The 22,730-nt window shown below is 35.9% G+C and carries 26 protein-coding genes; 23 read left to right on the forward strand and 3 right to left on the reverse strand.

Annotated features, from left to right (window positions below; translation table 11 throughout):
* From CQ046_RS10635 to CQ046_RS10690, 12 genes are all read left to right on the forward strand, one after another.
* Positions 1 to 663 (forward strand): response regulator, encoded by a 663-nt coding sequence (locus tag CQ046_RS10635; RefSeq protein ID WP_105702219.1) that lies wholly within the window; start codon positions 1 to 3, stop codon positions 661 to 663.
* Positions 664 to 779: 116 nt separating this feature from the next.
* Positions 780 to 1,445, forward strand: a complete 666-nt coding sequence (locus CQ046_RS10640; RefSeq protein WP_105702220.1) for a response regulator — start codon at positions 780 to 782, stop codon at positions 1,443 to 1,445.
* A 137-nt stretch (positions 1,446 to 1,582) separates the two neighbouring features.
* The gene (locus CQ046_RS10645) at positions 1,583 to 1,789 is read left to right on the forward strand and encodes a hypothetical protein (protein ID WP_047426254.1); all 207 of its coding nucleotides are present in this window, start codon (positions 1,583 to 1,585) and stop codon (positions 1,787 to 1,789) included.
* Positions 1,790 to 1,799: 10 nt separating this feature from the next.
* Positions 1,800 to 2,138, forward strand: a complete 339-nt coding sequence (locus CQ046_RS10650; protein ID WP_105702221.1) for a YegP family protein — start codon at positions 1,800 to 1,802, stop codon at positions 2,136 to 2,138.
* 4 nt (positions 2,139 to 2,142) lie between these two features.
* Positions 2,143 to 3,213, forward strand: a complete 1,071-nt coding sequence (locus CQ046_RS10655; protein WP_105702222.1) for a type I restriction endonuclease — start codon at positions 2,143 to 2,145, stop codon at positions 3,211 to 3,213.
* Between the two features lies 1 nt (position 3,214).
* Positions 3,215 to 3,742 (forward strand): SH3 domain-containing protein, encoded by a 528-nt coding sequence (locus tag CQ046_RS10660; protein ID WP_165790504.1) that lies wholly within the window; start codon positions 3,215 to 3,217, stop codon positions 3,740 to 3,742.
* Positions 3,743 to 3,757: 15 nt separating this feature from the next.
* Positions 3,758 to 4,384 carry a PH domain-containing protein gene (locus CQ046_RS10665; protein ID WP_105702224.1) on the forward strand — a complete coding sequence of 209 codons (627 nt, stop codon included), beginning with the start codon at positions 3,758 to 3,760 and terminating at the stop codon, positions 4,382 to 4,384.
* A gap of 3 nt (positions 4,385 to 4,387) precedes the next feature.
* Positions 4,388 to 4,603 (forward strand): TM2 domain-containing protein, encoded by a 216-nt coding sequence (locus CQ046_RS10670; protein ID WP_105702225.1) that lies wholly within the window; start codon positions 4,388 to 4,390, stop codon positions 4,601 to 4,603.
* Positions 4,604 to 4,612: 9 nt separating this feature from the next.
* The gene (locus CQ046_RS10675) at positions 4,613 to 5,014 is read left to right on the forward strand and encodes a DUF6804 family protein (protein ID WP_105702226.1); all 402 of its coding nucleotides are present in this window, start codon (positions 4,613 to 4,615) and stop codon (positions 5,012 to 5,014) included.
* Positions 5,015 to 5,019: 5 nt separating this feature from the next.
* Positions 5,020 to 5,427 (forward strand): hypothetical protein, encoded by a 408-nt coding sequence (locus tag CQ046_RS10680; protein ID WP_105702227.1) that lies wholly within the window; start codon positions 5,020 to 5,022, stop codon positions 5,425 to 5,427.
* Positions 5,428 to 5,433: 6 nt separating this feature from the next.
* Complete coding sequence (locus CQ046_RS10685) at positions 5,434 to 6,774, forward strand: beta-carotene 15,15'-monooxygenase (RefSeq protein WP_105702228.1); 1,341 nt, start codon at positions 5,434 to 5,436, stop codon at positions 6,772 to 6,774.
* A gap of 10 nt (positions 6,775 to 6,784) precedes the next feature.
* The gene (locus CQ046_RS10690; protein ID WP_105702229.1) at positions 6,785 to 7,684 is read left to right on the forward strand and encodes a hypothetical protein; all 900 of its coding nucleotides are present in this window, start codon (positions 6,785 to 6,787) and stop codon (positions 7,682 to 7,684) included.
* 61 nt (positions 7,685 to 7,745) lie between these two features.
* On the opposite strand, the gene CQ046_RS10695 is transcribed toward CQ046_RS10690, so the two are convergent.
* The 3 genes from CQ046_RS10695 to CQ046_RS10705 form a co-directional block, all read right to left on the reverse strand.
* Positions 7,746 to 8,195 (reverse strand): GNAT family N-acetyltransferase, encoded by a 450-nt coding sequence (locus tag CQ046_RS10695; RefSeq protein ID WP_105702230.1) that lies wholly within the window; start codon positions 8,193 to 8,195, stop codon positions 7,746 to 7,748.
* The gene (yihA, locus tag CQ046_RS10700; RefSeq protein ID WP_105702231.1) at positions 8,188 to 8,811 is read right to left on the reverse strand and encodes a ribosome biogenesis GTP-binding protein YihA/YsxC; all 624 of its coding nucleotides are present in this window, start codon (positions 8,809 to 8,811) and stop codon (positions 8,188 to 8,190) included. The genes CQ046_RS10695 and yihA overlap by 8 nt, the downstream gene beginning before the upstream one ends.
* 63 nt (positions 8,812 to 8,874) lie before the next feature.
* A complete protein-coding gene (locus tag CQ046_RS10705; RefSeq protein WP_105702232.1) occupies positions 8,875 to 9,636 on the reverse strand; it encodes an alpha/beta fold hydrolase in 762 nt (253 codons plus the stop codon).
* Between the two features lie 272 nt (positions 9,637 to 9,908).
* Here CQ046_RS10705 and mraZ point away from each other — a divergent pair, with 272 nt between their 5' ends.
* The 11 genes from mraZ (at position 9,909) to CQ046_RS10760 (ending at position 22,678) form a co-directional block, all read left to right on the forward strand.
* Positions 9,909 to 10,367: a division/cell wall cluster transcriptional repressor MraZ gene (mraZ, locus tag CQ046_RS10710; protein ID WP_105702233.1), complete on the forward strand. Its 459-nt coding sequence runs from the start codon at positions 9,909 to 9,911 to the stop codon at positions 10,365 to 10,367.
* A gap of 49 nt (positions 10,368 to 10,416) precedes the next feature.
* The gene (gene rsmH / locus CQ046_RS10715) at positions 10,417 to 11,310 is read left to right on the forward strand and encodes a 16S rRNA (cytosine(1402)-N(4))-methyltransferase RsmH (protein WP_105702234.1); all 894 of its coding nucleotides are present in this window, start codon (positions 10,417 to 10,419) and stop codon (positions 11,308 to 11,310) included.
* 96 nt (positions 11,311 to 11,406) lie between these two features.
* Positions 11,407 to 11,772 carry an FtsL-like putative cell division protein gene (locus CQ046_RS10720; protein ID WP_105682842.1) on the forward strand — a complete coding sequence of 122 codons (366 nt, stop codon included), beginning with the start codon at positions 11,407 to 11,409 and terminating at the stop codon, positions 11,770 to 11,772.
* Entirely contained in the window at positions 11,756 to 13,747 is a 1,992-nt protein-coding gene (locus CQ046_RS10725; protein ID WP_105702235.1) for a penicillin-binding transpeptidase domain-containing protein, read from the forward strand. Before CQ046_RS10720 ends, CQ046_RS10725 begins: the two co-directional genes overlap by 17 nt.
* Positions 13,748 to 13,804: 57 nt before the next feature.
* The gene (locus tag CQ046_RS10730) at positions 13,805 to 15,265 is read left to right on the forward strand and encodes a UDP-N-acetylmuramoyl-L-alanyl-D-glutamate--2,6-diaminopimelate ligase (protein ID WP_105702236.1); all 1,461 of its coding nucleotides are present in this window, start codon (positions 13,805 to 13,807) and stop codon (positions 15,263 to 15,265) included.
* A gap of 54 nt (positions 15,266 to 15,319) precedes the next feature.
* Entirely contained in the window at positions 15,320 to 16,561 is a 1,242-nt protein-coding gene (mraY, locus tag CQ046_RS10735; protein ID WP_105702237.1) for a phospho-N-acetylmuramoyl-pentapeptide-transferase, read from the forward strand.
* 62 nt (positions 16,562 to 16,623) lie between these two features.
* Positions 16,624 to 17,970, forward strand: a complete 1,347-nt coding sequence (gene murD / locus CQ046_RS10740) for a UDP-N-acetylmuramoyl-L-alanine--D-glutamate ligase (RefSeq protein ID WP_105702238.1) — start codon at positions 16,624 to 16,626, stop codon at positions 17,968 to 17,970.
* A gap of 8 nt (positions 17,971 to 17,978) precedes the next feature.
* Entirely contained in the window at positions 17,979 to 19,217 is a 1,239-nt protein-coding gene (locus CQ046_RS10745; RefSeq protein WP_105702239.1) for an FtsW/RodA/SpoVE family cell cycle protein, read from the forward strand.
* A 1-nt stretch (position 19,218) separates the two neighbouring features.
* Positions 19,219 to 20,319 (forward strand): undecaprenyldiphospho-muramoylpentapeptide beta-N-acetylglucosaminyltransferase, encoded by a 1,101-nt coding sequence (murG, locus tag CQ046_RS10750; RefSeq protein WP_105702240.1) that lies wholly within the window; start codon positions 19,219 to 19,221, stop codon positions 20,317 to 20,319.
* A 4-nt stretch (positions 20,320 to 20,323) separates the two neighbouring features.
* Positions 20,324 to 21,682 carry a UDP-N-acetylmuramate--L-alanine ligase gene (gene murC / locus CQ046_RS10755; RefSeq protein ID WP_105702241.1) on the forward strand — a complete coding sequence of 453 codons (1,359 nt, stop codon included), beginning with the start codon at positions 20,324 to 20,326 and terminating at the stop codon, positions 21,680 to 21,682.
* A 30-nt stretch (positions 21,683 to 21,712) separates the two neighbouring features.
* Positions 21,713 to 22,678, forward strand: a complete 966-nt coding sequence (locus tag CQ046_RS10760; protein WP_105702242.1) for a cell division protein FtsQ/DivIB — start codon at positions 21,713 to 21,715, stop codon at positions 22,676 to 22,678.
* Positions 22,679 to 22,730 lie beyond the last annotated feature (52 nt).

Genomic DNA, 22,730 nt, shown 5'->3' on the forward strand with positions numbered 1-22,730 from the left:
ATGTTCAAAAAAGTTTTAATCGTTGAAGACCAGGAAATAATGAACCAGGGAATCCTGAACACGATAAAAGAATTAAATATCCCTGACTTTGATTATGTAATGTATTGTGATGAAGCTTTAAGCAGGATCAAAACAGCTTTAGAAAAGAAAAGTCCTTACGATCTTCTTATCGCTGATCTGTCGTTTGAAAAAGATCATATTCCTCAGCAGATTCGTTCCGGTCAGGAGCTTATTTCTGAGGTAAAAAAGGTTCAGCCTGAGCTAAAAACAGTTGTGTTTTCTGTAGAAAAGAAAGCTAAAACAATTGATGATCTTTACAAAAAATATAAAGTTGACGGATTTGTGAGTAAGGCGAGACGTGATGGGCAAGACCTGAAAAGCACAATACGGAAAATCTTTAATGGAGAGATTGTAATTCCTCAGGAAGTTATCAATACAATGCGCCATATTTCTTCTGAATTTGATGTGTATGATATGAAATTAATTGAACTGCTTGCCAAAGGTCTTAAACAAAATGAAATAAGCACCTATCTGAAAGAGCATCGAATGACGCCTTATGGTATTAGATCTATTGAAAAAAGATTGAACGAACTCCGTGACAGTCTTGGCGCAAAAAACAATATTGAGATGATCGTAACCTGTAAAGATATTGGCCTCATCTGATCAAATCTGATGAAAAGGTTATTTTTTCGCTTTATTTACGGGATCACGTAATGATGAAAAAATAAATGAATATACTTTTGAGGTCTTAACCTATTTTTTAATTAAATCGTATAACCATGTTCAAAAAAGTTTTAATTGCCGAAGACCATGAAAGCATCAATATTTCCGTTCAGAAAACCCTTGAGGATCTAAATATTCCCAACGTAGATTATGTATACTATTGTGATGATGCCGTAGGAAAAATACAGAAAGCTTTAAGGGAAGAACACCCATACGACTTGTTGATTACAGATCTTTATTATGAGGAAGATCATCATGAACAGAATCTTAAAGACGGAAAAGACCTCATCAGAAAAGCAAAAGAGATACAGCCCAACCTTAAAGTCATTGTATTTTCAGCGGAACATAAAACAGGGGTAATAGAAAATCTTTTTTCAGATTATCACATTAACGGTTATGTTCGTAAAGCCAGAAATGATTCAAAAGATTTAAAAAAATCAATTACCTCCGTATACATTGGTGAAGAATATTTATCTTTTGATCTCAAGCAGGATATGAAAAAATTCAATAGCTATGAATTTTCTACCTATGATATTACACTTGTTTCTCTCCTTTCTAAAGGAATTTTACAAAAAAATATACCTGTACATCTTGAGGAAAGAAATATTAGACCCGCCAGCCTCAGCAGCGTGGAAAAAAGGCTAAACAGCCTGAAAGAAGATCTTGAAGTAAAAAGTAATGAGCAGCTGGTGGCCTTCTGCAAGGATATTGGGATTATATAAAAACAATTCATCTCACTTACAACCTTTCAAATTTTTTGAAAGGTTTTTTATTTTTTGCTCGTTTTACGGTTTTCCGTAATGAACCAAAATTTAATGCTCATATTTTTGGAGTGTTAAAACAATAAACAATTTTTATTATGAAAAAGTACTATGTAAACAAAAAAGCTCAAGCAAATGGAGACCATGAAGTACATCATGAAAACTGTATATATCTCCCGAGCATTGATAACAGAAAATATTTAGGTCAGTTTTCGTCTTGTAAAGACGCAGTAAGAGAAGCAAAAAGAGATTATTCGAAAGCGAATGGCTGCAAAACGTGTTCTAACGAATGTCACACAAGCTAAAATAGTAATCATGGGAAAATTTATCATCACACAAAGAATCAACAACGAATATCAGTTTAATCTGAAGGCCGGAAATGGCGAAATTATTTTAACGAGCGAAGGATATGTCCAGAAAGCATCTTGCCAAAAAGGAATTGAATCTGTAAAAGTTAATTCACAAGACCTTTCGAGATACGACAAAAGGGTTGCGAAAAACGGAAAAGATTATTTCGTTTTAAAAGCAAGAAACGGAGAAATCATCGGGAACAGTCAAATGTACAGCTCAAAGTCCGGACTGGAGAATGGCATTGCATCCGTAAAAGCAAATGCTCCAACAGCAGAAATCGTTGATGAAACTTTAAAAAAATAATACTATGGATCTCAAAATTAAACTTGATCAGTTACATCAGAAAGTAATCGGTCTGAAAGAACAGATAGGAACGGAAGAAGCTACAAAAAATGCTTTTGTAATGCCTTTTATACAAATTCTGGGTTATGATATCTTCAACCCAACGGAAGTTGTTCCGGAATACATTTGCGACATTGGAACGAAAAAAGGTGAAAAAGTGGATTATGTTATCAAAAATAATGATGAGCCCATCTTCATTATCGAATGTAAACATTGGAAAGAAAGTGCAGATGCTCACAATTCGCAACTTCACAGATATTATCATGTTTCGAAAACGAGATTTGGTATTTTGACCAATGGTATAGTATATAACTTTTATACAGATCTGGAAAAGCCCAATATTATGGATGAAAAACCTTTCTTCACTATTAATATTGAGGATTTAAAAGACAGTTCCATTAAAATTCTGGAAAGCTTCACGAAGAAGGATTATAATCTGGAAAACATTCTCGATTCTGCAGAAGCATTAAAATACATCAAGGCCATCAGAAAAGAATTCGAAAAAGAGATCGAAAACCCATCTGATGAATTGGTAAAACTATTGGTGAACCGTTTCTTTGAAAAGCCTTTAACAGCCAATAGAATGGTTTCTTTCAAAGAATATGCTAAAAAAGCTCTAACAACTTCTATCAACGAATCCATCAGCTTCCGGTTAAAATCTGCATTGAGCATCAATGAACAAATAGAAAAAAGAGAAGATGATGTGAAAACATCGCAACCCATCGATGAGAATAATGATTCTAAAATTGTAACAACGGAAGAAGAATTGGAAGGATTTCAAATTGTAAAAGCTATTCTGAGAGAGAAAATTCCTTCTTCCAGAATTGCTTACAGGGATACGCTTTCATATTTCGGAGTCTTATTGGATGATAACAATAGAAAACCGATTTGCAGACTACACTTTAATACAGCAAATAAATATCTGGAGACTTTTCACAATGGTAAAGAAGCAGGAGAAAAGATTTTATTGACTACTCTGGATGAAATCTATAATTACAGGAATCAGCTTCATCAGACCTTGGAAAATTACCATTAACATGAAAAAGCTAATACCTTTCATTATATTGACGTTCAGCTTATTTCTTTTAAATTCTTGTCTGAAAGCCAATGACAATGTAGAACACGGCGGAAGATGTACAGGTTCTTCCTATTGCACGGCTTGCTCCAACTGCTCAAGATGTGGGCACTGTAGTGGCGGTGGAACCTGTGGAGTTTGTGGAGGAGGCTCTTCCGGAAGAAGCTCATCATCGGGCAGTTCCAATAAGAAAAGTAAGTCTGGGAAATACAAACCTTCTGATTCTTATAAATCTTCCAAAACAAAATCAAGTAAACCACCAAAAGTATTTATTGATGAAGTTAATTTCAATATTAATTCCAACAACAGATACATTGCAGGAATAGAAGCAACAAATATTTACGAGAAACCATCTCTAAAATCTAAAATAATAGCAACGGTGCCTAAAAAAGCCAAGCTCATTCAACTTTCCAAAGAGGGCTCGTGGTACAAAGTACAAGTTAAATCAAGTGGGAAGCAAGGATATGTTTATTATAAAGATGTAAAATAATCAAAACAAAATAATATGAACTTAAAGAATTTTTTAAATGAAGAACAGGATCCTCAGGCTGTTGAAAAGCTTTTAGGAAGGATAAACAGTCTTCTTACCTCACAAGAAGTTGTAGAATACATAGCTGTTCAGAAAAAACCTGTAATCAATTTATCTCCAGATTGTATTGCCCTAACGAACAGAAGGATCATTTTCTGCAGACCGAAAAACTTTGGCTTATCAATGGATTTTCAGGACTACAGCTGGGTAGATATAGCCGATTGCCACATCAAAGAAGGGATTGTTGGTGCTACGTTTATCATGAAAACAACAAACAACTTCACCAATATGATGGATTATCTCCCTAAAAACCAAGCCAGAAAACTATACCAGTTTGCACAGGAAGTAGAAGAAAGAATGCGCGGTCTGAGAAGAGAAAAAAATCTTGAAACTTTGAGAGCTTCAGCTGGTGGAGTTACTGTGAACAATGCTACTCCTATTATCACACAACCACAACAATTTCAGGAGGAAAAAAAACCATTGTTAATAGAAAATGAAGATCCTTTTGCTTTATTACAGAAGTTAAAAGACCTAAAGGAAAACGGAATAATTTCTCCTGAAGAGTTTGAAACAAAAAAGAACGAAGTTTTATCAAGAGTTTAAATTATGAAATCAAAATCTACCGCCGCATTACTTGCTTTTTTTCTGGGAGGATTAGGCATTCACAGATTTTACTTAGGTCAAAATGGTATGGGAATACTTTATCTGGTATTTTGTTGGACATTCATTCCTGCATTAATTGCATTTTTCGATTTCTTTGTATTTATTTTTATGTCTGAAAATCGTTTCAATTATAAATATAATCTTAAAACCGGATTTTAAACCAGTACTATGAAACCATTTCTCACCTTCTGTGCGTTATGTTGTTTCATCGGTATTTTCAGACTTCCTATAGAATATTATACTTTCCTCAGAATTCTTATTTCCATTGGAGCTTTATTGGTTTTATACAATACTTTAAGCTTTAAACAACATTATTTCAGTATAATTTTTCTGATCATTCTCATTCTTTTCAATCCTGTTTTTCCCATTTATCTGTATCGAAAAAGTATTTGGATCCCTATCGATACCATAACGGGGATTCTGTTCTTATTGATCAATTTCATAGAAAGAAAAGAACAAAAAAAGGATGAAGGAGTTACCGAAGAAACAACAGAACCTTCAATGCCCATTCACCAAAGAACTGTTTCAAGAGACAGAATTATTAATCCTAAAAAACCAAAAGAAGAATAACCATCATGGAAAACAATCAAATAACTGAAAATCTCAAAGCTCATTTCTTAAGATTGTATCAAATGGCAATCTGTGATGACGACTTCAGTGCATTAGAGCTCAAAATGCTTTACAGGTGCTCTGAGGAAAGAGGAATATCCTCAAAAAACTTGGATGAAATCCTTTTAAACCCGATCAATCTAAAATCATTAGTACCCCAAACTATTGAAGAAAAAATAGATTATCTGTATGATCTCACTGTTATGATCTGGGCAGACGGAATTGTTTCTCCAAACGAATATGCCGCGATGCAAAAATATGTTTTAATGTTTGGTTTTTTGGAAGAAAATGTAACGGCCATTGTAGACTATCTCATTGATGCCGTAAGAATCGGAAAGAACAAAAGTGAAATTTTATATGAACTAAAAAACTAACCTATCATGGACACTACCAGTATAAAAAATTTATTCAAACTCAAATCTGTTCCGATAGAACCTAAACCGGAGCCGCTTCCCCAAAATAATGACAATCCGAATGATGAATCTCTGGAAGAAACCCGAAAAAGAACCTATCATGAATCGGGATACAGAGACAGCTCGCGAACCAACGGAAATCATTCTACCCTATCCATATGCCTTGATGCCGTTTATTCCAAATTTCAGAATGAAGAAAAGGAAATGGTAGAAAAGCAGCAAAAGCTCAAAGAAGCATACATTAACGAACAGAAAAATCGGGAAACTGAGGTCAAAGCTTTATTTGTTTCACAGGAGACCAAAGAGGAACAGTTAAAAAATAAAAACAAAGAAGTTGAAAATCATCAGCATACGATTGAAATTTTAAAAGCTGAAATGCTTGATCTTCCCAGAAATCCTGAAAAGTATAATGTAAAAGCTTCAAAAGGAGCCTCTGCAAAGTTTTGGATAGGTTTTATTCTTCTGATTCCTATAAGCTTATATTTATTAACATTCTATATTTCAACTTCGTATTCCGCATTTTTTAAAAGCTTTGATGCAAAAAGTACAGTTATTCAAAGTGTTTTAGATGCACAAGCTTTCAGCAAAGCCTGGAATGAAGGAGCTATTGAAGGGGCTTTTGTTACTTTAATTCCATTTGTGTTTCTAGGATTGGGATTTTTGATTCACATGTTTAATGAAAATAAAACGAGAGCCAATTACATCAAATTAGGTTTATTATTTATTGTAACCTTTGTTTTTGATTCTATTCTAGCCTATGAAATTGAATCAAAATTATATGAACTCAATAAAACGTTTGATTCTCCTCCTTTTGATCTCAAAATAGCTTTCACGAAAATTCAGTTTTGGGGAATTATTTTTGCCGGATTCATTGTATACATTATTTGGGGCGTAGTTTTCGATTTTGTCATGAAAGAACTTCGTGAAAAAGATAAAATCAAAAACGAACAGGAAATCAGACAAAAAAGAGTTGAATTTTTTCAGGAAAAGATCAATATTTTGAAAAAAGAAATCGAAGAAATCCTTGCCAGTATCGGAACAATAAAAGAAACCGTTATCAAAACACGAGGAAGAATCGAAGAGCTTCAGAATATTATTGACGGGGTCATTATTCCAACCAAAGATTACAAATTGTATGCTTCAGAATATGTTCAGGGTTGGATCACTTTTATCGGTGAAAAAATAGCAGTATCAAGAACTGAAAAACAAACGTTGATTGATGACTGTATTGCCACCTACAATACGAATTTGGAAACCGTAGGTTCTAATTCCGATAATCAGAATTTAGTGTATTTATCATCTTTATAACTGAAAAATTATGAAAAAGATATTCTATTTATTATTCATTATTTCTTTGGCTTCTTGTTGCAAAGGCAAGAATGACGGAACAAATACAGAAAAGAAAGATTCTATTGTTGTTGACTCAAACAACATCAATCTCAGTATTTTAATTGACCTTTCTGATAGAATTGATCCTAAAACAAATCCGAACCCAACAATGGAATATTACCTACGAGATGTGGAATACATTAAAGCCATTGAAAAAGGATTCATCAATCATATTAAATCCAAGAAAATCATCACATACGATGATCAGATGCAGGTTTTCTTCAATCCGGAACCTTCTGACCCTAAGATAAATGATTTCACAAAAGAGCTGAAAGTTTCTTTCAATAAAGACATTCCAAGAAGTTATTTTGATTCCGTAGATAAAAAATATGCTGAATTACCTTTAAACATTTATCAGTCAGCTATAAAAGACGGAAAATTTGTAGGCTCAGATATTTGGGAATTCTTTAAAAACAAGGTCAACGATTATTGTATAAAACAAGATAAAAGGAATATTCTGTTCATTCTGACAGACGGATATATGTATCATCAAAACACCAAGTTTGACGAAAACAAGGAAAACTCACACAAAACGTCTTATCTAACAACTAAACTTGTAAAAGCTAACAACCTAACTACCTCAAGCTTCAAAGATGCCATTGAAAAAAACGGCTATGGATTTGTAAAAGCAAATGAAAATCTTAATAATCTCGATGTCATCGTTTTAGGAATCAATCCCGAAAAGGGAAATCCTTTTGAAGAAGCAGTTATTAAAGAATATTGGGAAAATTGGTTTAAAGAAATGAAAATCAAAAAATACCAAATCAAATCTGCCGATCTTCCTTCCAACCTGGAACCCATTATCTTAAAAACAATTTCAGGAAAGTAAAAACACCTCAAATATATATTTAACTATCAAAAAAGCGAAGAATAAATTTCTTCGCTTTTATTTATTTTCTTATCATTTCCGTATGCGGAATATCATCTTCAAGATATTTATTCCCCGTATCTTCAAATCCGAAACCACTGTAAAATCTTAACAGATAATCCTGTGCGGATATTTTAATTTCAGAAGTATGAAAACGGTTTTCTATAGTTTCTATAGCGTATTGTATTAACTGTTTCCCAAGGCTTTTTCCTCTCGCCTGTTCTGTGGTCAGAACTCTTCCGAAAGAAGTTTCATCATATTTTATCCCCTTGTCAAATACACGGCAGTAGGCCAGTACCTGTCCATTTTCTTCCGCCCAGATATGAATTCCTTTCTGGTCATAATTATCCAGATCAGGATAAGGACAGTTCTGTTCAATAACAAAAACATCAATACGCGCCTTCAGTACTGCATATAATTCAGGAACCGTAAACTCATCAAATGTTTTAATTTTCCAGACCATATTACTCATCGAAACTTATATTATTATTGGTTAAAAACTCATTGGTCTTTTGGATAAAATCAAGGATCTTGTCTCCACCCTCTTTCTTTTCCGCTGAAGTAATATAGAGTTCAGGAAGATCTTCCCAGCTTTTATGAAGCTCGGTTTTATAGTCTTCAACATTTTTGATCACAACATTTGGCTTTAGCTTATCCGCTTTTGTGAAGACAATTGAAAAAGGAATTCCACTCTCTCCGCACCATTGGATAAATTCCAGATCGATTTTCTGCGGATTATGTCTCGAATCTACCAATACAAATAGATTCACCAGATTTCTTCTGTTTAGAATATAATTGGTGATCAGTTTTTCAAAATCCTTTCGCTGAACTTTTGAAACTTTTGCATACCCATATCCTGGTAAATCGGTAAGGTACCAGTTTTCATTTACCAAAAAATGATTGATCAGCTGGGTTTTCCCCGGAGTTCCCGAAGTTTTAGCCAAATCTTTATGATTCATCATGGCATTAATCAGTGATGACTTTCCTACGTTCGACCTTCCGATAAAAGCATATTCGGGAATACTTGGTTCAGGGCATTCCTGCCATTTTCCACTACTCTTTACAAACTCTGCTGTCTTGATAATCATTTTTGAATATATTTTAGAAAAATAAACCACTAAGAAAAGCTCTTAATGGTCATTTATATGTTTTTAAACTTTATCTTTTATCCAGTTATACAGGATCTCATTGAATTCATCTGGTTTTTCCATCATGGCAGCATGACCACATTTATCAATCCAGAATAAATCTGAATTAGGAATAAACTTATGCATATCTTCTGCCACTTCCGGAGGAGTTACATTATCCTGCTTACCCCAGATCAGACACGTAGGGGTCACAATCTTCGGAAGATCATTCAACATATTGTGTTTGATGGCACTTCTTGCCAGCATTACTGTTTTTATTCCTTTCATTCTATCGTTTACCACTCCGAAAACTTCATCTACAAGATCCTCTGTTGCAATCTTTGGATCATAGAAAACTTCTTCAGTCTTCTTTCTGATATAAGATCGGTCATTTTTTCTCGGAAAACTGTCCCCGAAAGTTCTTTCATACAATCCGGAACTTCCAGTAAGAACAAGATTCTTTACGAGATCAGGTCTTGCCAAAGTCATAATAAGCCCTACATGCCCTCCCATTGAGTTTCCTACAATGCTTACAGGACCGGAAATATGACTTTCTATAAACTTAATGATATATTTTGCAATAGTGGTAAGATTGGTATTGAGTACCGGCAGATCATAGATCGGCAACTGAGGAACATATACTTTGAAGCCTCTATCCGAAAAAAAATCTACCATTTTATCGAAATTACTCAAACCACCCATTAACCCGTGCAACAGCACTAATGGATGTCCTTCTCCCGCTTCTACATAGGAATATTTCTTTTCTTTTTTTGTACTAAATATCATAAAACGCCTTAATAAAGCCCTGCAAAAATACAAATTAAACCTCAAAAAAATTTTGATTATCCTAATTTAAGATAAAAATAATATAATATTCTCCTTTTTAACCTTTTTTTTCAAAACCGCTTTATTATGGCCTAAATAACACTTTTAGCAAGTCTCTTCATATCAGTATTTTACATTATTGAAATTCAATCTTTAATAAAACTTATTAACATTGAGTCAAAAAGTGGGAAAAAGTGGGAAATTTTGGAAATTATTATATAAATTTGTCCCAAATGAAAAATTTCATTGGGACATATGAGTGCAAAATTGACGACAAAGGCCGCTTGAAAGTTCCTTCATCTTTAATCAAACAGATGGAAAACTTCGACGACAAGGCGTTTGTAGTCAAAAGATCTGTGTTCCAACCTTGTCTGGAAGTCTATCCTATGAATGCATGGGACAAACTGATGGGCAAAATTAATAAACTGAACAGATTCATAAAAAAGAATGCTGATTTCATACGAATGTTTACGGCAGGAGTAAAGACAGTAGAATTGGATAATGCAGGAAGATTACAGATCTCAAAAGACCTGACGATTTTTGCAAATCTTCAAAAAGATATTGTGATTACCAGCGCGGGAGAGCTCTTCGAAATTTGGGATAAAGATGCCTATGAAAAGGTAATTTCCACCAATGAAGCTGATTTTGCAAGCCTTGCCGAAGATGTGATGGGCTCTTTCGATGAAGAATAACTGTAGGTTATTAATTGATTATAGTATTAAATAAAAAACACAATTAAGCATGTATCATAACCCCGTTTTGTTGAAGCAGAGTGTTGATGATTTGGTGACGAATCCTGACGGAATATATGTGGACTGCACCTTTGGAGGCGGAGGCCATTCAAGAGAAATCTTGAGCAGACTTTCCGACAAAGGGAGATTGTTCAGTTTTGATCAGGACCTGGATGCACTTAAAAATACAATTGATGACCCCAGATTTACATTGGTTAATCAGAATTTCAGGTTTCTGGAAAACTCATTGCTGATGTACGGAGTTCCTCAGGTGGATGGTGTTTTGGCTGACCTGGGCGTTTCTTCACATCAGTTTGATGAAGCAGACAGAGGTTTTTCCACAAGAAGCAATGCTCCTTTGGATATGAGAATGAATGTAATGCAGAATCTGGACGCCAAAAGAGTAATTAATGAATATGAAGAAAGTGAACTTGCTGATCTTTTCTACCATTACGGAGAATTAAGAGAAGCAAGAAAACTGGCAAGAGAAATCGTTCACCACAGAAAAACTAAAAGTATAGATACTACGGAAGATCTGAAAAAATTATTCAGTTACATTCCGCCTCACAAAGTGAATAAGTTCTATGCCCAGCTTTTTCAGGCGATAAGAATTGAAGTAAACCAGGAACTTGAAGTATTAAAAGAAATGCTGGTTCAGGCTTACAATGTTTTAAAACCGGAAGGAAGATTAGTCGTTATTTCTTACCACTCTCTGGAAGACCGTTTGGTAAAAAGATTCCTGAAAAACGGAATGTTCGAAGGAGAACCGGAAAGAGATATCTACGGAAATTATAAAAAGGCATTCGAATTGATAAAGAGTAAAGCAATCATTCCTGACGATCAGGAGATCGAAGAAAACTCAAGAGCAAGAAGTGCCAAGATGAGAACAGGAATTAAAGTATAATAATGAATGAGTGAATCGTCAATAGTGAATTTTTAAAATAAAATTGACAATTGACAAACAAAGTGAATTCACTGCGAAGCAAATTGACATTATAAATTGGCAAAAAGAACAACAAATCGCCCCCAGAAAAGACTCACTTTTATAGATATTATAAAAGGAAACTTTCTGAATCGTGATGAGATCAAAATACATTACAGGTATTTTCTCTTGTTGTTTATCCTGATGATGGCCATGATTTATACGAACCATCTCGTCAATAAAAAAATAAAAATTGTAAACGCCTTAAAGGAAGAAACAGAAGAATATAAATCGAGAAATGCTTACGCCCAGAGTAAGCTGATCAAAGTAAAAATGGAATCAGAGCTGGGGAAAGAGGTCGCCCGGGATTCATTAATGACCCTGGAAAACCACCCTCACAAATTGCTAATAAAACTGGACAGTACAGATGCAAAAGCAAAATGAATACGACAATAAACGTAAGAAAACGTTACGATGGGGCTACCTCTTTGCAGTGGTAGCTTTGTGCGTGTTTGTCATGTTCCTGGCACGAATTGTCATCCTACAGAACACCAATGTCCAGGAAATAAAAGATGATTACATTAATAAAAACTATCGTGAAGCTACTTTAAAAGCTGCCCGCGGTAATCTTTTTGCTTCCGACGGTTCTATTCTCGCCACAACTGTGATGCGATATGACATCTATCTTGATTTCAAAACAATGAAAGATACGGTGTACTCCAATAACATCGGAGCATTAACTGATTCCCTGAGCAAAATGTTCGGAAAATCCAGAGGAGAATTCAGACAGAAGTTTGATGAGCAGAAGAAAAAGAAAAACCAATACTATACTCTGGTAAAAGGACTGGATTTCGATCAATACGACAGAATCCGAAAGTTTCCTATCTTCAAAAGAGGAAAAAACAAAGGAGGATTTATTGTTGACAGAAACTATAAAAGAGAATTGGCCACTTCAGAAATCGGAGCCGGAACCATCGGTATGGATAACGGAGAGCTTAGATCAGGATTGGAAGGAGCTTTCTCAAAATATTTAACCGGAACAGACGGAAAAAGATTAGAACAGAGAATCAATTCATCTCAATGGAAACCTATTGACTTCTGGAAAGTTCAGGAGCCGGTAGACGGAGAAGATGTTTATACTACCTTAGACCTTAGAATTCAAGACATTGCACACTCCGCTCTTGAGAAGCAGCTGATTAATTTCGAAGCTAAACACGGTACTGTAATCGTCATGGAAGTAGAAACCGGAAAAGTACGTGCCCTTGTTAATTTAAGAAGAACAGAAGAAGGAGAATACGAAGACTCTTACAACTACGCTCTGAAAGATAATATTGAGCCCGGATCAACTTTTAAAACCATTTCGCTTCTGGCCGCAATGGATGATGGATTCATCGATGAAAACACAACGGTAAACGTAGGAAACGGAGTCTGGGTATATGCAAAACAGAGAATCTCTGACGGCCACGGAGGAGGAACATATGATATCAGTGATGTATTGGCAAAGTCCAGTAACGTAGGAACTTCAAAGCTGATTACAAAATATTATGCAGAGAAACCGCAGATTTTCCTTGACCACCTGAGACGTTGGAAATTATTCGACAAAATGGATATAGAGCTTCCAGGAATTACAAAACCGAAGATCGTAACTCCACAGAATAAAAGATGGAATGCTGCAACACTAGCCTCTATTTCTTACGGATATTCTTCCAATATCAACCTGCTGCAATTGACAACTTTCTACAACGGAGTTGCTAATGGAGGAAAAATGCTTAAGCCTTTATTCATTGATAAAATCATGAAAGACGGTAAAGTAATGTACAATGCCAAACCCGAAGTAATGGTGAACAAAATGGCCTCTGAAAAAGCCATTAAAATGATGACCAGCGCTTTAACCAAAGCCGTAGAAAAAGGAACAGGACGAAGCATCTTTACTCCTAACCTGAAAATGGCAGGAAAAACAGGAACCGCAAGATTTGAATACTGGCTGCCAGGTCCAATGAAGTACCGTGCATCCTTTGCAGGATTTTATCCGGCTGACGCTCCAAAATATACTTGTTATGTAATGATTAGTGAGCCTAACACAGCAAAAGGATTTTATGGAGGTTCCGTTTCAGCACCGGTGTTTAAAGAAATTGCAGGAAAGACATTCCTAAAAACACCTCAGAATATTGAAAAAGAAATGCTCGTAGACAAAAAGGTAAACCTGAGCAAAATGGTGGAACCTAACGTTAAAGTAGCAGTAAATGATAAGCAGATGCCTAATGTAGTGGGATTAATCGGGAAAAACGTAATTCCACAGTTGGAAAACTTAGGCTACCGTGTCGATTATAAAGGAGTAGGAAGAATTAAAGAACAATTCCCTCTGGAAGGCACAACGATCAGTAAAAACCAGAGAATTTATTTATCTCTGCAAAATTAAAACAAGGTTTCAAAAGGACCATTTAAACCCAAATAGGGCAAAGCCTTATTGATAAAGATGATTATAACAGAATTAGTAAACAGAATCCCAGTCTTGGAAATTCACGGTGATAGCAGCCGTGAGGTTACTGAATTGGTGATCGACAGCAGAAAGGTTACAGAAAACTCTCTTTACATTGCTATGAGGGGAACCGTAGTGGATGGTCATTCATTCATTGCATCTGCTATTGAAAAAGGAGCTGCCGCAATCGTTTGCGAAGAATTCCCTGAAACATTGGCTGAAAATGTAACTTATGTTCAGGTAAAAGATTCATCTAAAGCCTTAGGTCACCTTGCCTCTAATTTCTATGGAAATCCTTCACAGAAGCTGAAACTGATAGGAGTTACAGGAACCAACGGAAAAACATCTGTTTCTACCCTTCTTTTTGACGTCTTCAAAAATCTGGGATACCCAGCAGCTCTACTTTCTACTGTTGAAATCAGAATTGGTGAAGAGATTATTCCAGCAACCCACACCACTCCTGATGTGATTACGATCAACAGGATTTTAGCGGAAGCCTTAGAAAAAGGATGTGAATTTGCCTTCATGGAAGTAAGCTCACATGGAATTGCCCAAAACAGAATTGAAGGATTACATTTCAAAATAGCAGGCTTTACGAACCTTACTCATGATCATTTAGATTATCATAAAACATTCGAAGAATATTTAAAAACAAAGAAAAGATTCTTCGATCAATTAGAAGATACAGCCATTGCCATCACCAATGTGGATGACAAAAATGGCAACGTCATGCTTCAGAACACGAAGGCTACCAAAAAGTCTTACGCCCTGAAAACCATGGCAGATTACCACGGAAAATTATTGGAAGTGGATTTCAACGGAATGCTGTTGAACTTCAACGGAAAAGAATTCTGGACGACATTAACCGGAAAATTTAACGTATACAATCTGTTGCTTGTATTCGGGATTGCTGAAGAACTAGGTTTCGGGCAGGATGAAATTCTTCAGGCCATCAGCAAATTAAAAAGAGTTTCCGGAAGATTTGAAACCTTCAAATCCGATGGTGGAATTTTCTTTATCGTAGACTATGCACATACTCCGGATGCTTTGGAAAACATTCTGGACAGTATTAACGATATCAGAACCAAAAACGAAAGATTAATTACCGTATTTGGCTGCGGAGGAGACAGAGATCACTCCAAAAGGCCTGAAATGGGAAATATTGCCACTAAAAAATCAACGCTGGCAATCATCACTTCAGATAATCCTAGAACAGAAGATCCTGCACAGATCATCAAAGAAATTGAAGCAGGTGTTGAACCTCAAAACTTCAGCAAATACACTTCAATTCCGGACAGAAAAGAAGCCATAAAAATGGCCATAAAGTTTGCAGAACCTAAAGATATTGTCTTAGTTGCCGGAAAAGGCCACGAGACCTATCAGGATATAAATGGTGTAAAACATCATTTTGATGACAAAGAAGTAATTAATGAGCTTTGGAAATTAATGAGCAAGTAAATTACAAACGATAATTGATCAATTATCAATGATTATTTATTAACAATTGAAACTATGCTATACTATCTATACGAATATCTAACCGACCATGGAATTCACGTTCCGGGATTAGGAATGTTGAAATACATCTCCTTCCGTGCCGGAATGGCTGTATTATTCTCTCTCATTATTGCTCTTGTCTACGGAAAAAGAGTAATCAATTACCTGAGAACAAAACAAATGGGTGAATTGGTACGTGATCTTGGATTGGATGGCCAAAAACAAAAAGAAGGAACTCCTACTATGGGAGGACTTATCATTATTTTGGCAACCATTATTCCGGTATTGCTGTTTACAAGAATCACCAATGTGTACATTGTGCTGCTGTTGGTTTCTATGTTTTGGATGGGTGCTATTGGTTTCCTTGACGATTATTTAAAGAAAATCAAAAAAAATAAAGATGGTTTAAGTGGTAAATTCAAAATTGTAGGGCAGGTCGGATTAGGACTAATTGTCGGAATTACAATGTATTTCCACCCGGACATTACGGTTAAAAGAAAATATGCAGATGCTAAAGTAGTGAACAGAAACAATGTAGAGCAAAACTTTATGCCCACAGAAAAAATTACTGTTTCTACCGTTCCTTTTGCAAAGAATAACGAGTTTGATTATAGCGGAATTTTATTTTGGATGAATGATAAAGATGCCCATGAGTGGGCATGGATTGTATTTATTCCTATTGTGATCTTCATTGTAACTGCCGTTTCAAACGGAGCCAATATCACAGACGGAATTGACGGTCTGGCAGCAGGAACGAGTGCCATTATACTCCTCACGCTGGCTCTTTTCGCTTATCTTTCAGGGAATATCATCTTTGCAGATTATCTCAATATCATGTTCCTTCCAAATATGGGAGAAACCACCATTTTTGCCGTGGCAATGGTAGGTGCCGTGATCGGATTCTTCTGGTACAATACCTATCCTGCACAAGTTTTCATGGGTGATACCGGAAGTTTGATGCTTGGAGGGGTGATTGCCGTTTTAGCCATTATTTTAAGAAAAGAATTGCTGATTCCTGTATTATGCGGAATCTTCTTGATTGAAAACGTATCTGTAATGCTTCAGGTCGTAGTTTTCAAATACAGAAAAAGAAAATTCGGGTTGGAATACGCCCAAAACAATAGACTATTCAAAATGTCACCATTACACCACCATTATCAGAAAGAAGGATTTCACGAAAGTAAAATCGTAAACAGAATGATCATCATCGGGGTAATACTGGCTATTGTATGTCTGATCACATTAAAAATGAGATAAAAATTAAAAGCTGTAAGCAATAAGCGTAAAGCTTAAAGCCTACAGCATAAAGCTTTTATAATATGAAAATAGTTGTTTTAGGAGGTGGAGAAAGCGGATGCGGAGCTGCTTATTTGGCTAAAAAGAAAGGTCTGGAAGTTTTTCTTTCAGATAAAGGAGCCATTAAAGATAACTATAAGCAGTTTCTTACCGATAATGAGATTGAATTTGAAGAAGGAAACCACAATGAAGAAAGGATTTTAAATGCTGACTGGATTGTAAAAAGTCCGGGAATTCCGAAAAAGGCAGACATTATTAATAAAATTCATCAAAAAGGAATCAGACTTTCCTCTGAAATTGAATTTGCTTCTGAGTTTACAGACGCCAAGATCATTGCCATTACCGGAAGCAACGGAAAAACCACCACCACTTCCCTGATCTATTATATCCTGAAAAATGACGGATTGAATGTAGGCTTGGGAGGAAATATCGGATACAGCTTTGCCAAGCAGGTTGCAGATGAAAACCATGAATATTATGTACTGGAAGTAAGCTCTTTCCAGCTGGATGATATTCAGAATTTCAGACCTTATATTTCTTTATTGTTGAATCTGTCTCAGGACCATCTGGATCAATACAACTACAACTATGAAGAATATGCGTTGGCAAAATTCAGAATCACTGAAAATCAGGAGAATGACAACTTCTTCATCTACAACAAAGATGATGAAATGAGTAAAAGTCTTCTTGAAAAGCTTGAAATAAAGGCTAAAATGATTCCTTTCTCAATAAAAGAGAAGCTACCTGAAGGAGGTTTCATCAATGAAGATGAAATTGTGGTAAAAATGAAAGACCAATTCGCGATGAAAGTGGATGAATTGTCTCTATTGGGAAATCACAATGTAGCCAACAGCCTGGCGGCATCCATTGCCGGTAAGATATTAAAAATCAACAATGAAAGCATCAGACATTCATTGATGACCTTCCAGGCAGTAGAGCACAGATTGGAATTTGTGACTGAAATTGATAACGTAAAATACATCAACGACAGTAAAGCAACCAATGTAAATGCTACTTACTATGCTTTAGAAAGTATGAAAACACCCACCGTATGGATTGTTGGTGGATTAGATAAAGGAAATGACTATACCGAAATTGAAGATTTAGTCAAAAGAAAAGTAAAGGCAATTGTTTGCCTTGGAGTAGATAACAAGAAGATCATCGATTTCTTTAAAGATAAAAAAGAACTTATCTATGATACTTCAAGCATGGAAGAAGCCGTGAGAGTTTCAAAATCACTGGCTAAAAAAGGTGATACCGTCTTATTATCTCCATGCTGCGCAAGCTTTGATTTATTCAAAAGCTATGAAGACAGAGGACGCCAGTTTAAAAAACAGGTATTAAAAGCCAATGGCCATCAGCCAGAATAGCATTAAATATGGACGAACAGAACACAGAAAGCAGATTTGAATTTCTAAAGGGCGATAAAGTACTTTGGATGGTCATCCTTGTGATCTCCATTTTCTCTATTTTCCCTGTATACTCTGCCAGTTCAAATCTCGAATACATTGTTAATAACGGGACCACAACAGGTCACGTTATCAAACATATGTTCTTTGTAGTCTTGGGATTAGCAATTATGAGACTGGTAGGAACCATAAAATATGAATACATCGGAAAGCTCAGCAGCATCCTGCTCGGCCTTATGATTGTTCTGTTGATTGTTACCATGTTTACCGGACAAACCATTGATGGAGCCAGTGCTTCCAGATGGCTGAAAATCCCGGGAACACCCATCTCCTTCCAGCCTTCATCATTTGCTTTTTTAATGCTTATCATCTATCTGTGCAGATATTTGACCAAAAAGATCACCAGAGAAAGGCTTCCGATAGAGAATATCATGTACATTTTCGGGCCAATCCTGCTTGTTTTTGTATTGGTAGCCAAAGATAACGGGTCTACAGCATTAATGATTTTAATGGTTTCCGTAGTGGTTCTTATCATTGGACAGCTTCACTGGAAATACATTGCAGGATTTATTTCTGCTTCATTTGTAGCCATTGTGTTATTTTTATTAATAGCCCTGAATACGAACATGATTGGTGGAAACCGTGTGCATACATGGATGAGCCGTGTAGAAACATTTACCTCGAGCAAAGCAAAATCAGCCGATGTAGATGATGAAAGTATAAAAGCAAAAAACTATCAGGTAATGCAGGCCAAAGCAGCTATTGTACATGGCGGAATTACCGGAATGGGACCAGGAAAAAGTGCATTGAAACAAATGCTGCCACAATCTGCCTCCGACTTTATTTTTGCGGTTATTGTAGAAGAATACGGAGTAATAGGAGCTGCTTTTCTGATCAGTTTATACCTGATCATGATGATAAGGATTGTAATGATCGCCAGTAAAATGCCGGCATTTTTCGGATCGTTGCTCGTGCTCAGTCTCGGGGTAATGATCTTCATCCAGCTTTCGGTCAACATAGCCGTTGCCGTGAATCTTATCCCGGTAACAGGGCAGCCACTTCCTTTGATCAGTTATGGAGGAACCTCAATGCTGGTTACCTATTTGCAGTTAGGCATTATTTTAAATATAAGCTCAAGAATCCAGATTTATGATGAAGAAGGAATGGGCAAAAAACAAAGTATAGCAGAAATAAACGATATCGCTTAAAATGGACAAAAAATTGAAAATATTATTATCAGGCGGCGGAACAGGAGGTCATATCTTCCCGGCCATTGCCATTGCTGATGAAATCAGAAAAAGATTTCCTGATGCAGAATTTTTGTTCATTGGTGCCAATGGAAAGATGGAAATGGAAAAAGTTCCGCAGGCAGGCTATAAAATTGAAGGAATTGATATTGCAGGAATCGACAGAGGGAATCTGTTATCCAACCTGGGACTTCCTTTCAAGATCCTGAAAAGTTTATCAAAATCTAAAAGGATTATCAAAAACTTTGCTCCGGATTTTGCCGTAGGAACAGGAGGATTTGCTAGTGGCCCTGCTCTTTATGAAGCAAGCAAAATGGGAATTCCGATTTTCATACAGGAACAGAATGCCCATGCAGGAGTAACGAATAAAATTTTAAGTAAGAAAGCTAAAGCTGTTTTCACGGCCTATCCAAAGGTAGAAGGTTTTCCGGCAGAGAAAATAAAATTCCTGGGAAATCCGATTCGTGAAAATATAGTTTCAGGAATGCAGGATACCGCTAAGGCAAAAGAAAAAATGGGATTAAATAAAGACAAACTTACGATTCTGTCTGTAGGAGGCTCTTTAGGATCCAGAACATTGAATAATGCCTGGAAATCTCATTTAAAACAAATTGTAGATAAAGATTATCAGCTGATCTGGCAGACAGGAAAGCTTGATTATAAAGATATTTTAGAAGAAACAAAAGATACAGATACCCGAAATATTCAGATCCTTGAATTTATCAAAGATATGGAACTGGCTTATTCTGCAGCAGATATCATTGTTTCCAGAGCCGGAGCTATTGCCATTTCAGAGTTGGCTGTAGCACAAAAACCAGTGCTTTTGGTACCTTTCCCTTTTGCAGCGGAAGATCATCAAACCAAAAATGCCATGAATCTGGTTGAAAAAAATGCAGCCAGAATGGTAAAAGACTCTGAAATGCAGGAAAAATTCTGGAACACATTATCAGAAATCTGCGAAAATGAAAACATAAGAAAAGAAATGTCGGACAATCTCACCTATTTTGCCAAGCCAAACGCTGCAAAAGAGATTGTAGATGAGATTTTTAAAGTAATAAAATAAATCAATGAGTAATTTACAAACATATCAAACTTTTTACTTCGTCGGAATCGGAGGTATCGGAATGAGTGCATTAGCACGCTATTTCAATGCATCCGGGAAAAAAGTATTGGGCTACGATAAAACCAATACAAAATTGACACGGAACCTAATGAATGAAGGTATTGATATTGTTTTTGAAGACCTTGTTGATGAAAGGATCACCTCCCTTCAGAAAGAAGATACTCTCGTAATTTATACTCCAGCGATCAAAACGCTTGGAATCCTTGATTATTTCAACCAAAATCAGTTTGAAGTACTAAAACGTGCTAAAGTTTTAGGCTTAATTACTGAAAATACAGACTGTATCGCTGTTGCAGGAACTCATGGAAAAACCACCACGTCTACCCTTGTGGCTCATTTATGCAAAGAAGCAGATCTTCCTTTCTCATGCTTTTTGGGTGGAATTTCGGAAAACTTTAAATCTAACTTCCTGTACAATGGTTCCACTTATTCTGTAGTAGAGGCAGATGAATATGACAGAAGCTTCCTGAACCTCTCTCCGGACTGGGCAGTGGTAACTTCTACCGATGCAGACCATCTGGATATCTATGGAGATAAAAGCCACATTGAAGAAGGATTCAGGCAGTTTGCGGCTTTGGTTCCCAATGATCAGCAGCTTTTTGTAAGAAAAGGACTGGAAATCGGCAGAAACCATCAAACTTATGCGGTGAATGAACCAGCAGATTATTATTCGGACAATCTGAGAATGGAGCATGATAAAATTTATTTTGACTTCCATACCCCTACTGAAAAGATTAAAGATTTTGTCTGGGAAATTCCGGGGATCCATAATGTCGAGAATGCCACTGTAGCACTGGCTATTCTGCATAATTTAGGCGCAGATTTTGATACGCTGAAAAAGGCAATTGCCAATTTTAAAGGAATTAAAAGAAGATATACTAAACATATTTATCAAAACGGTAAAATTTATATTGATGATTACGCCCATCATCCTACGGAAATCAATGCTGTAATGGGCTCAATCAAAACATTTTATCCTGATAAAAAACTATTGGTAGCCTTCCAGCCACACCTTTTCAGCAGAACAAGAGATTTTGCAGACGGATTTGCAGAAAGTTTAAGCAAAGCAGATGAGCTTATCCTTCTAGATATTTACCCTGCAAGAGAACTTCAGGAGAATTTTGAAGGAATTACTTCAAGCTGGCTGCTGGATAAAGTAACATTAGATAAAAAAGAAGTATCAGCATTATCCGATGCTTTTGAAAAAATAAAAGAAAAAGATTTTGATATCCTTCTAACAGTAGGCGCAGGAAATATAGATACCCTGTATGATCCTATTTGTGAATGGATTGAGAAAATTTGAGTATAAACGCAATGCTCGCGAAGAAAAAATATGAAAAATAAATACAGAATATTAAAAATTGCTGTCACTGTAATCATCCTTGGATTGTTACTGAGTTTCTCATTGAAGAGATTCAGCCACCAACAGATTACGGACAATAAGATTTCTGTAAAAATGAGTGAGAAAACTCCGGTCTATTTCGTGGATGAAAAAGACATCAGGGACCTAGTAAAAAAAGAAAATCCATCAGGAAAAGTAGGAGACCTTAATATCCCTTCTTTAGAAAAAAGAATAAATTCTCTTCCGGCTGTTGACAGTGCCAATGTCTACTTGAATCTGAACGGAAAGCTGAATCTGGATATCAAGCAGAGAGTTCCTATATTCAGGCTGAATAAAGAGGGAAAAGACTTTTATGTAGATGAAAAAGGAATTGAATTCCCTATCTCCAGAACGTATTCACATCCGTGTATGCTGGTAACCGGAAATGTAAAGCCGGATGAATATGAAAAACTGGCAGAACTGGTAGAAAAAATTGATAAAGATGATTTCAGTAAAAAATATTTTATCGGAATCTCAAAAAATAAAGAGAGTTACAGCCTTCTGACAAGCGAAGGAAACTACAGAGTAGAGATCGGAGATCTTGACAATATTGATTTTAAAGTAAAAGGATTTAAAACTTTCGTAGAAAAATACCTGGTCTATCAGGACCCTCAGAAATACAGCATGGTTTCTGTAAAATATCAGAACCAGATTGTCACTACTTTAAATCCATATTTTAAAGAAAATGACAGTATTTTAAAAGCAGGAAAAATGGAATTGGCAAAAGCCCCTACAATAGCGGCTAAAAAAACAGAAACTAAACCAAAAATAGCGGAAGCGAAAAAAGCAAGTTCCACACCGGCCAAACCGAAAGAGGCTACAAAGACAAAAACACATACAAAGGAAACGAAAAAAACAGAGAAAAAATCCACTGCCTCGGCAAAACCCAAGCCCAAGGCAAAAGTAAAAATAGAATAAGTCCTTCAGGACATTTAATACACAAATAGGATAATATCCTTACAGAAAAAAG

The organism is Chryseobacterium sp. MYb7, assembly GCF_002979455.1.
In the GTDB taxonomy this organism is placed as follows: Bacteria; Bacteroidota; Bacteroidia; order Flavobacteriales; family Weeksellaceae; genus Chryseobacterium.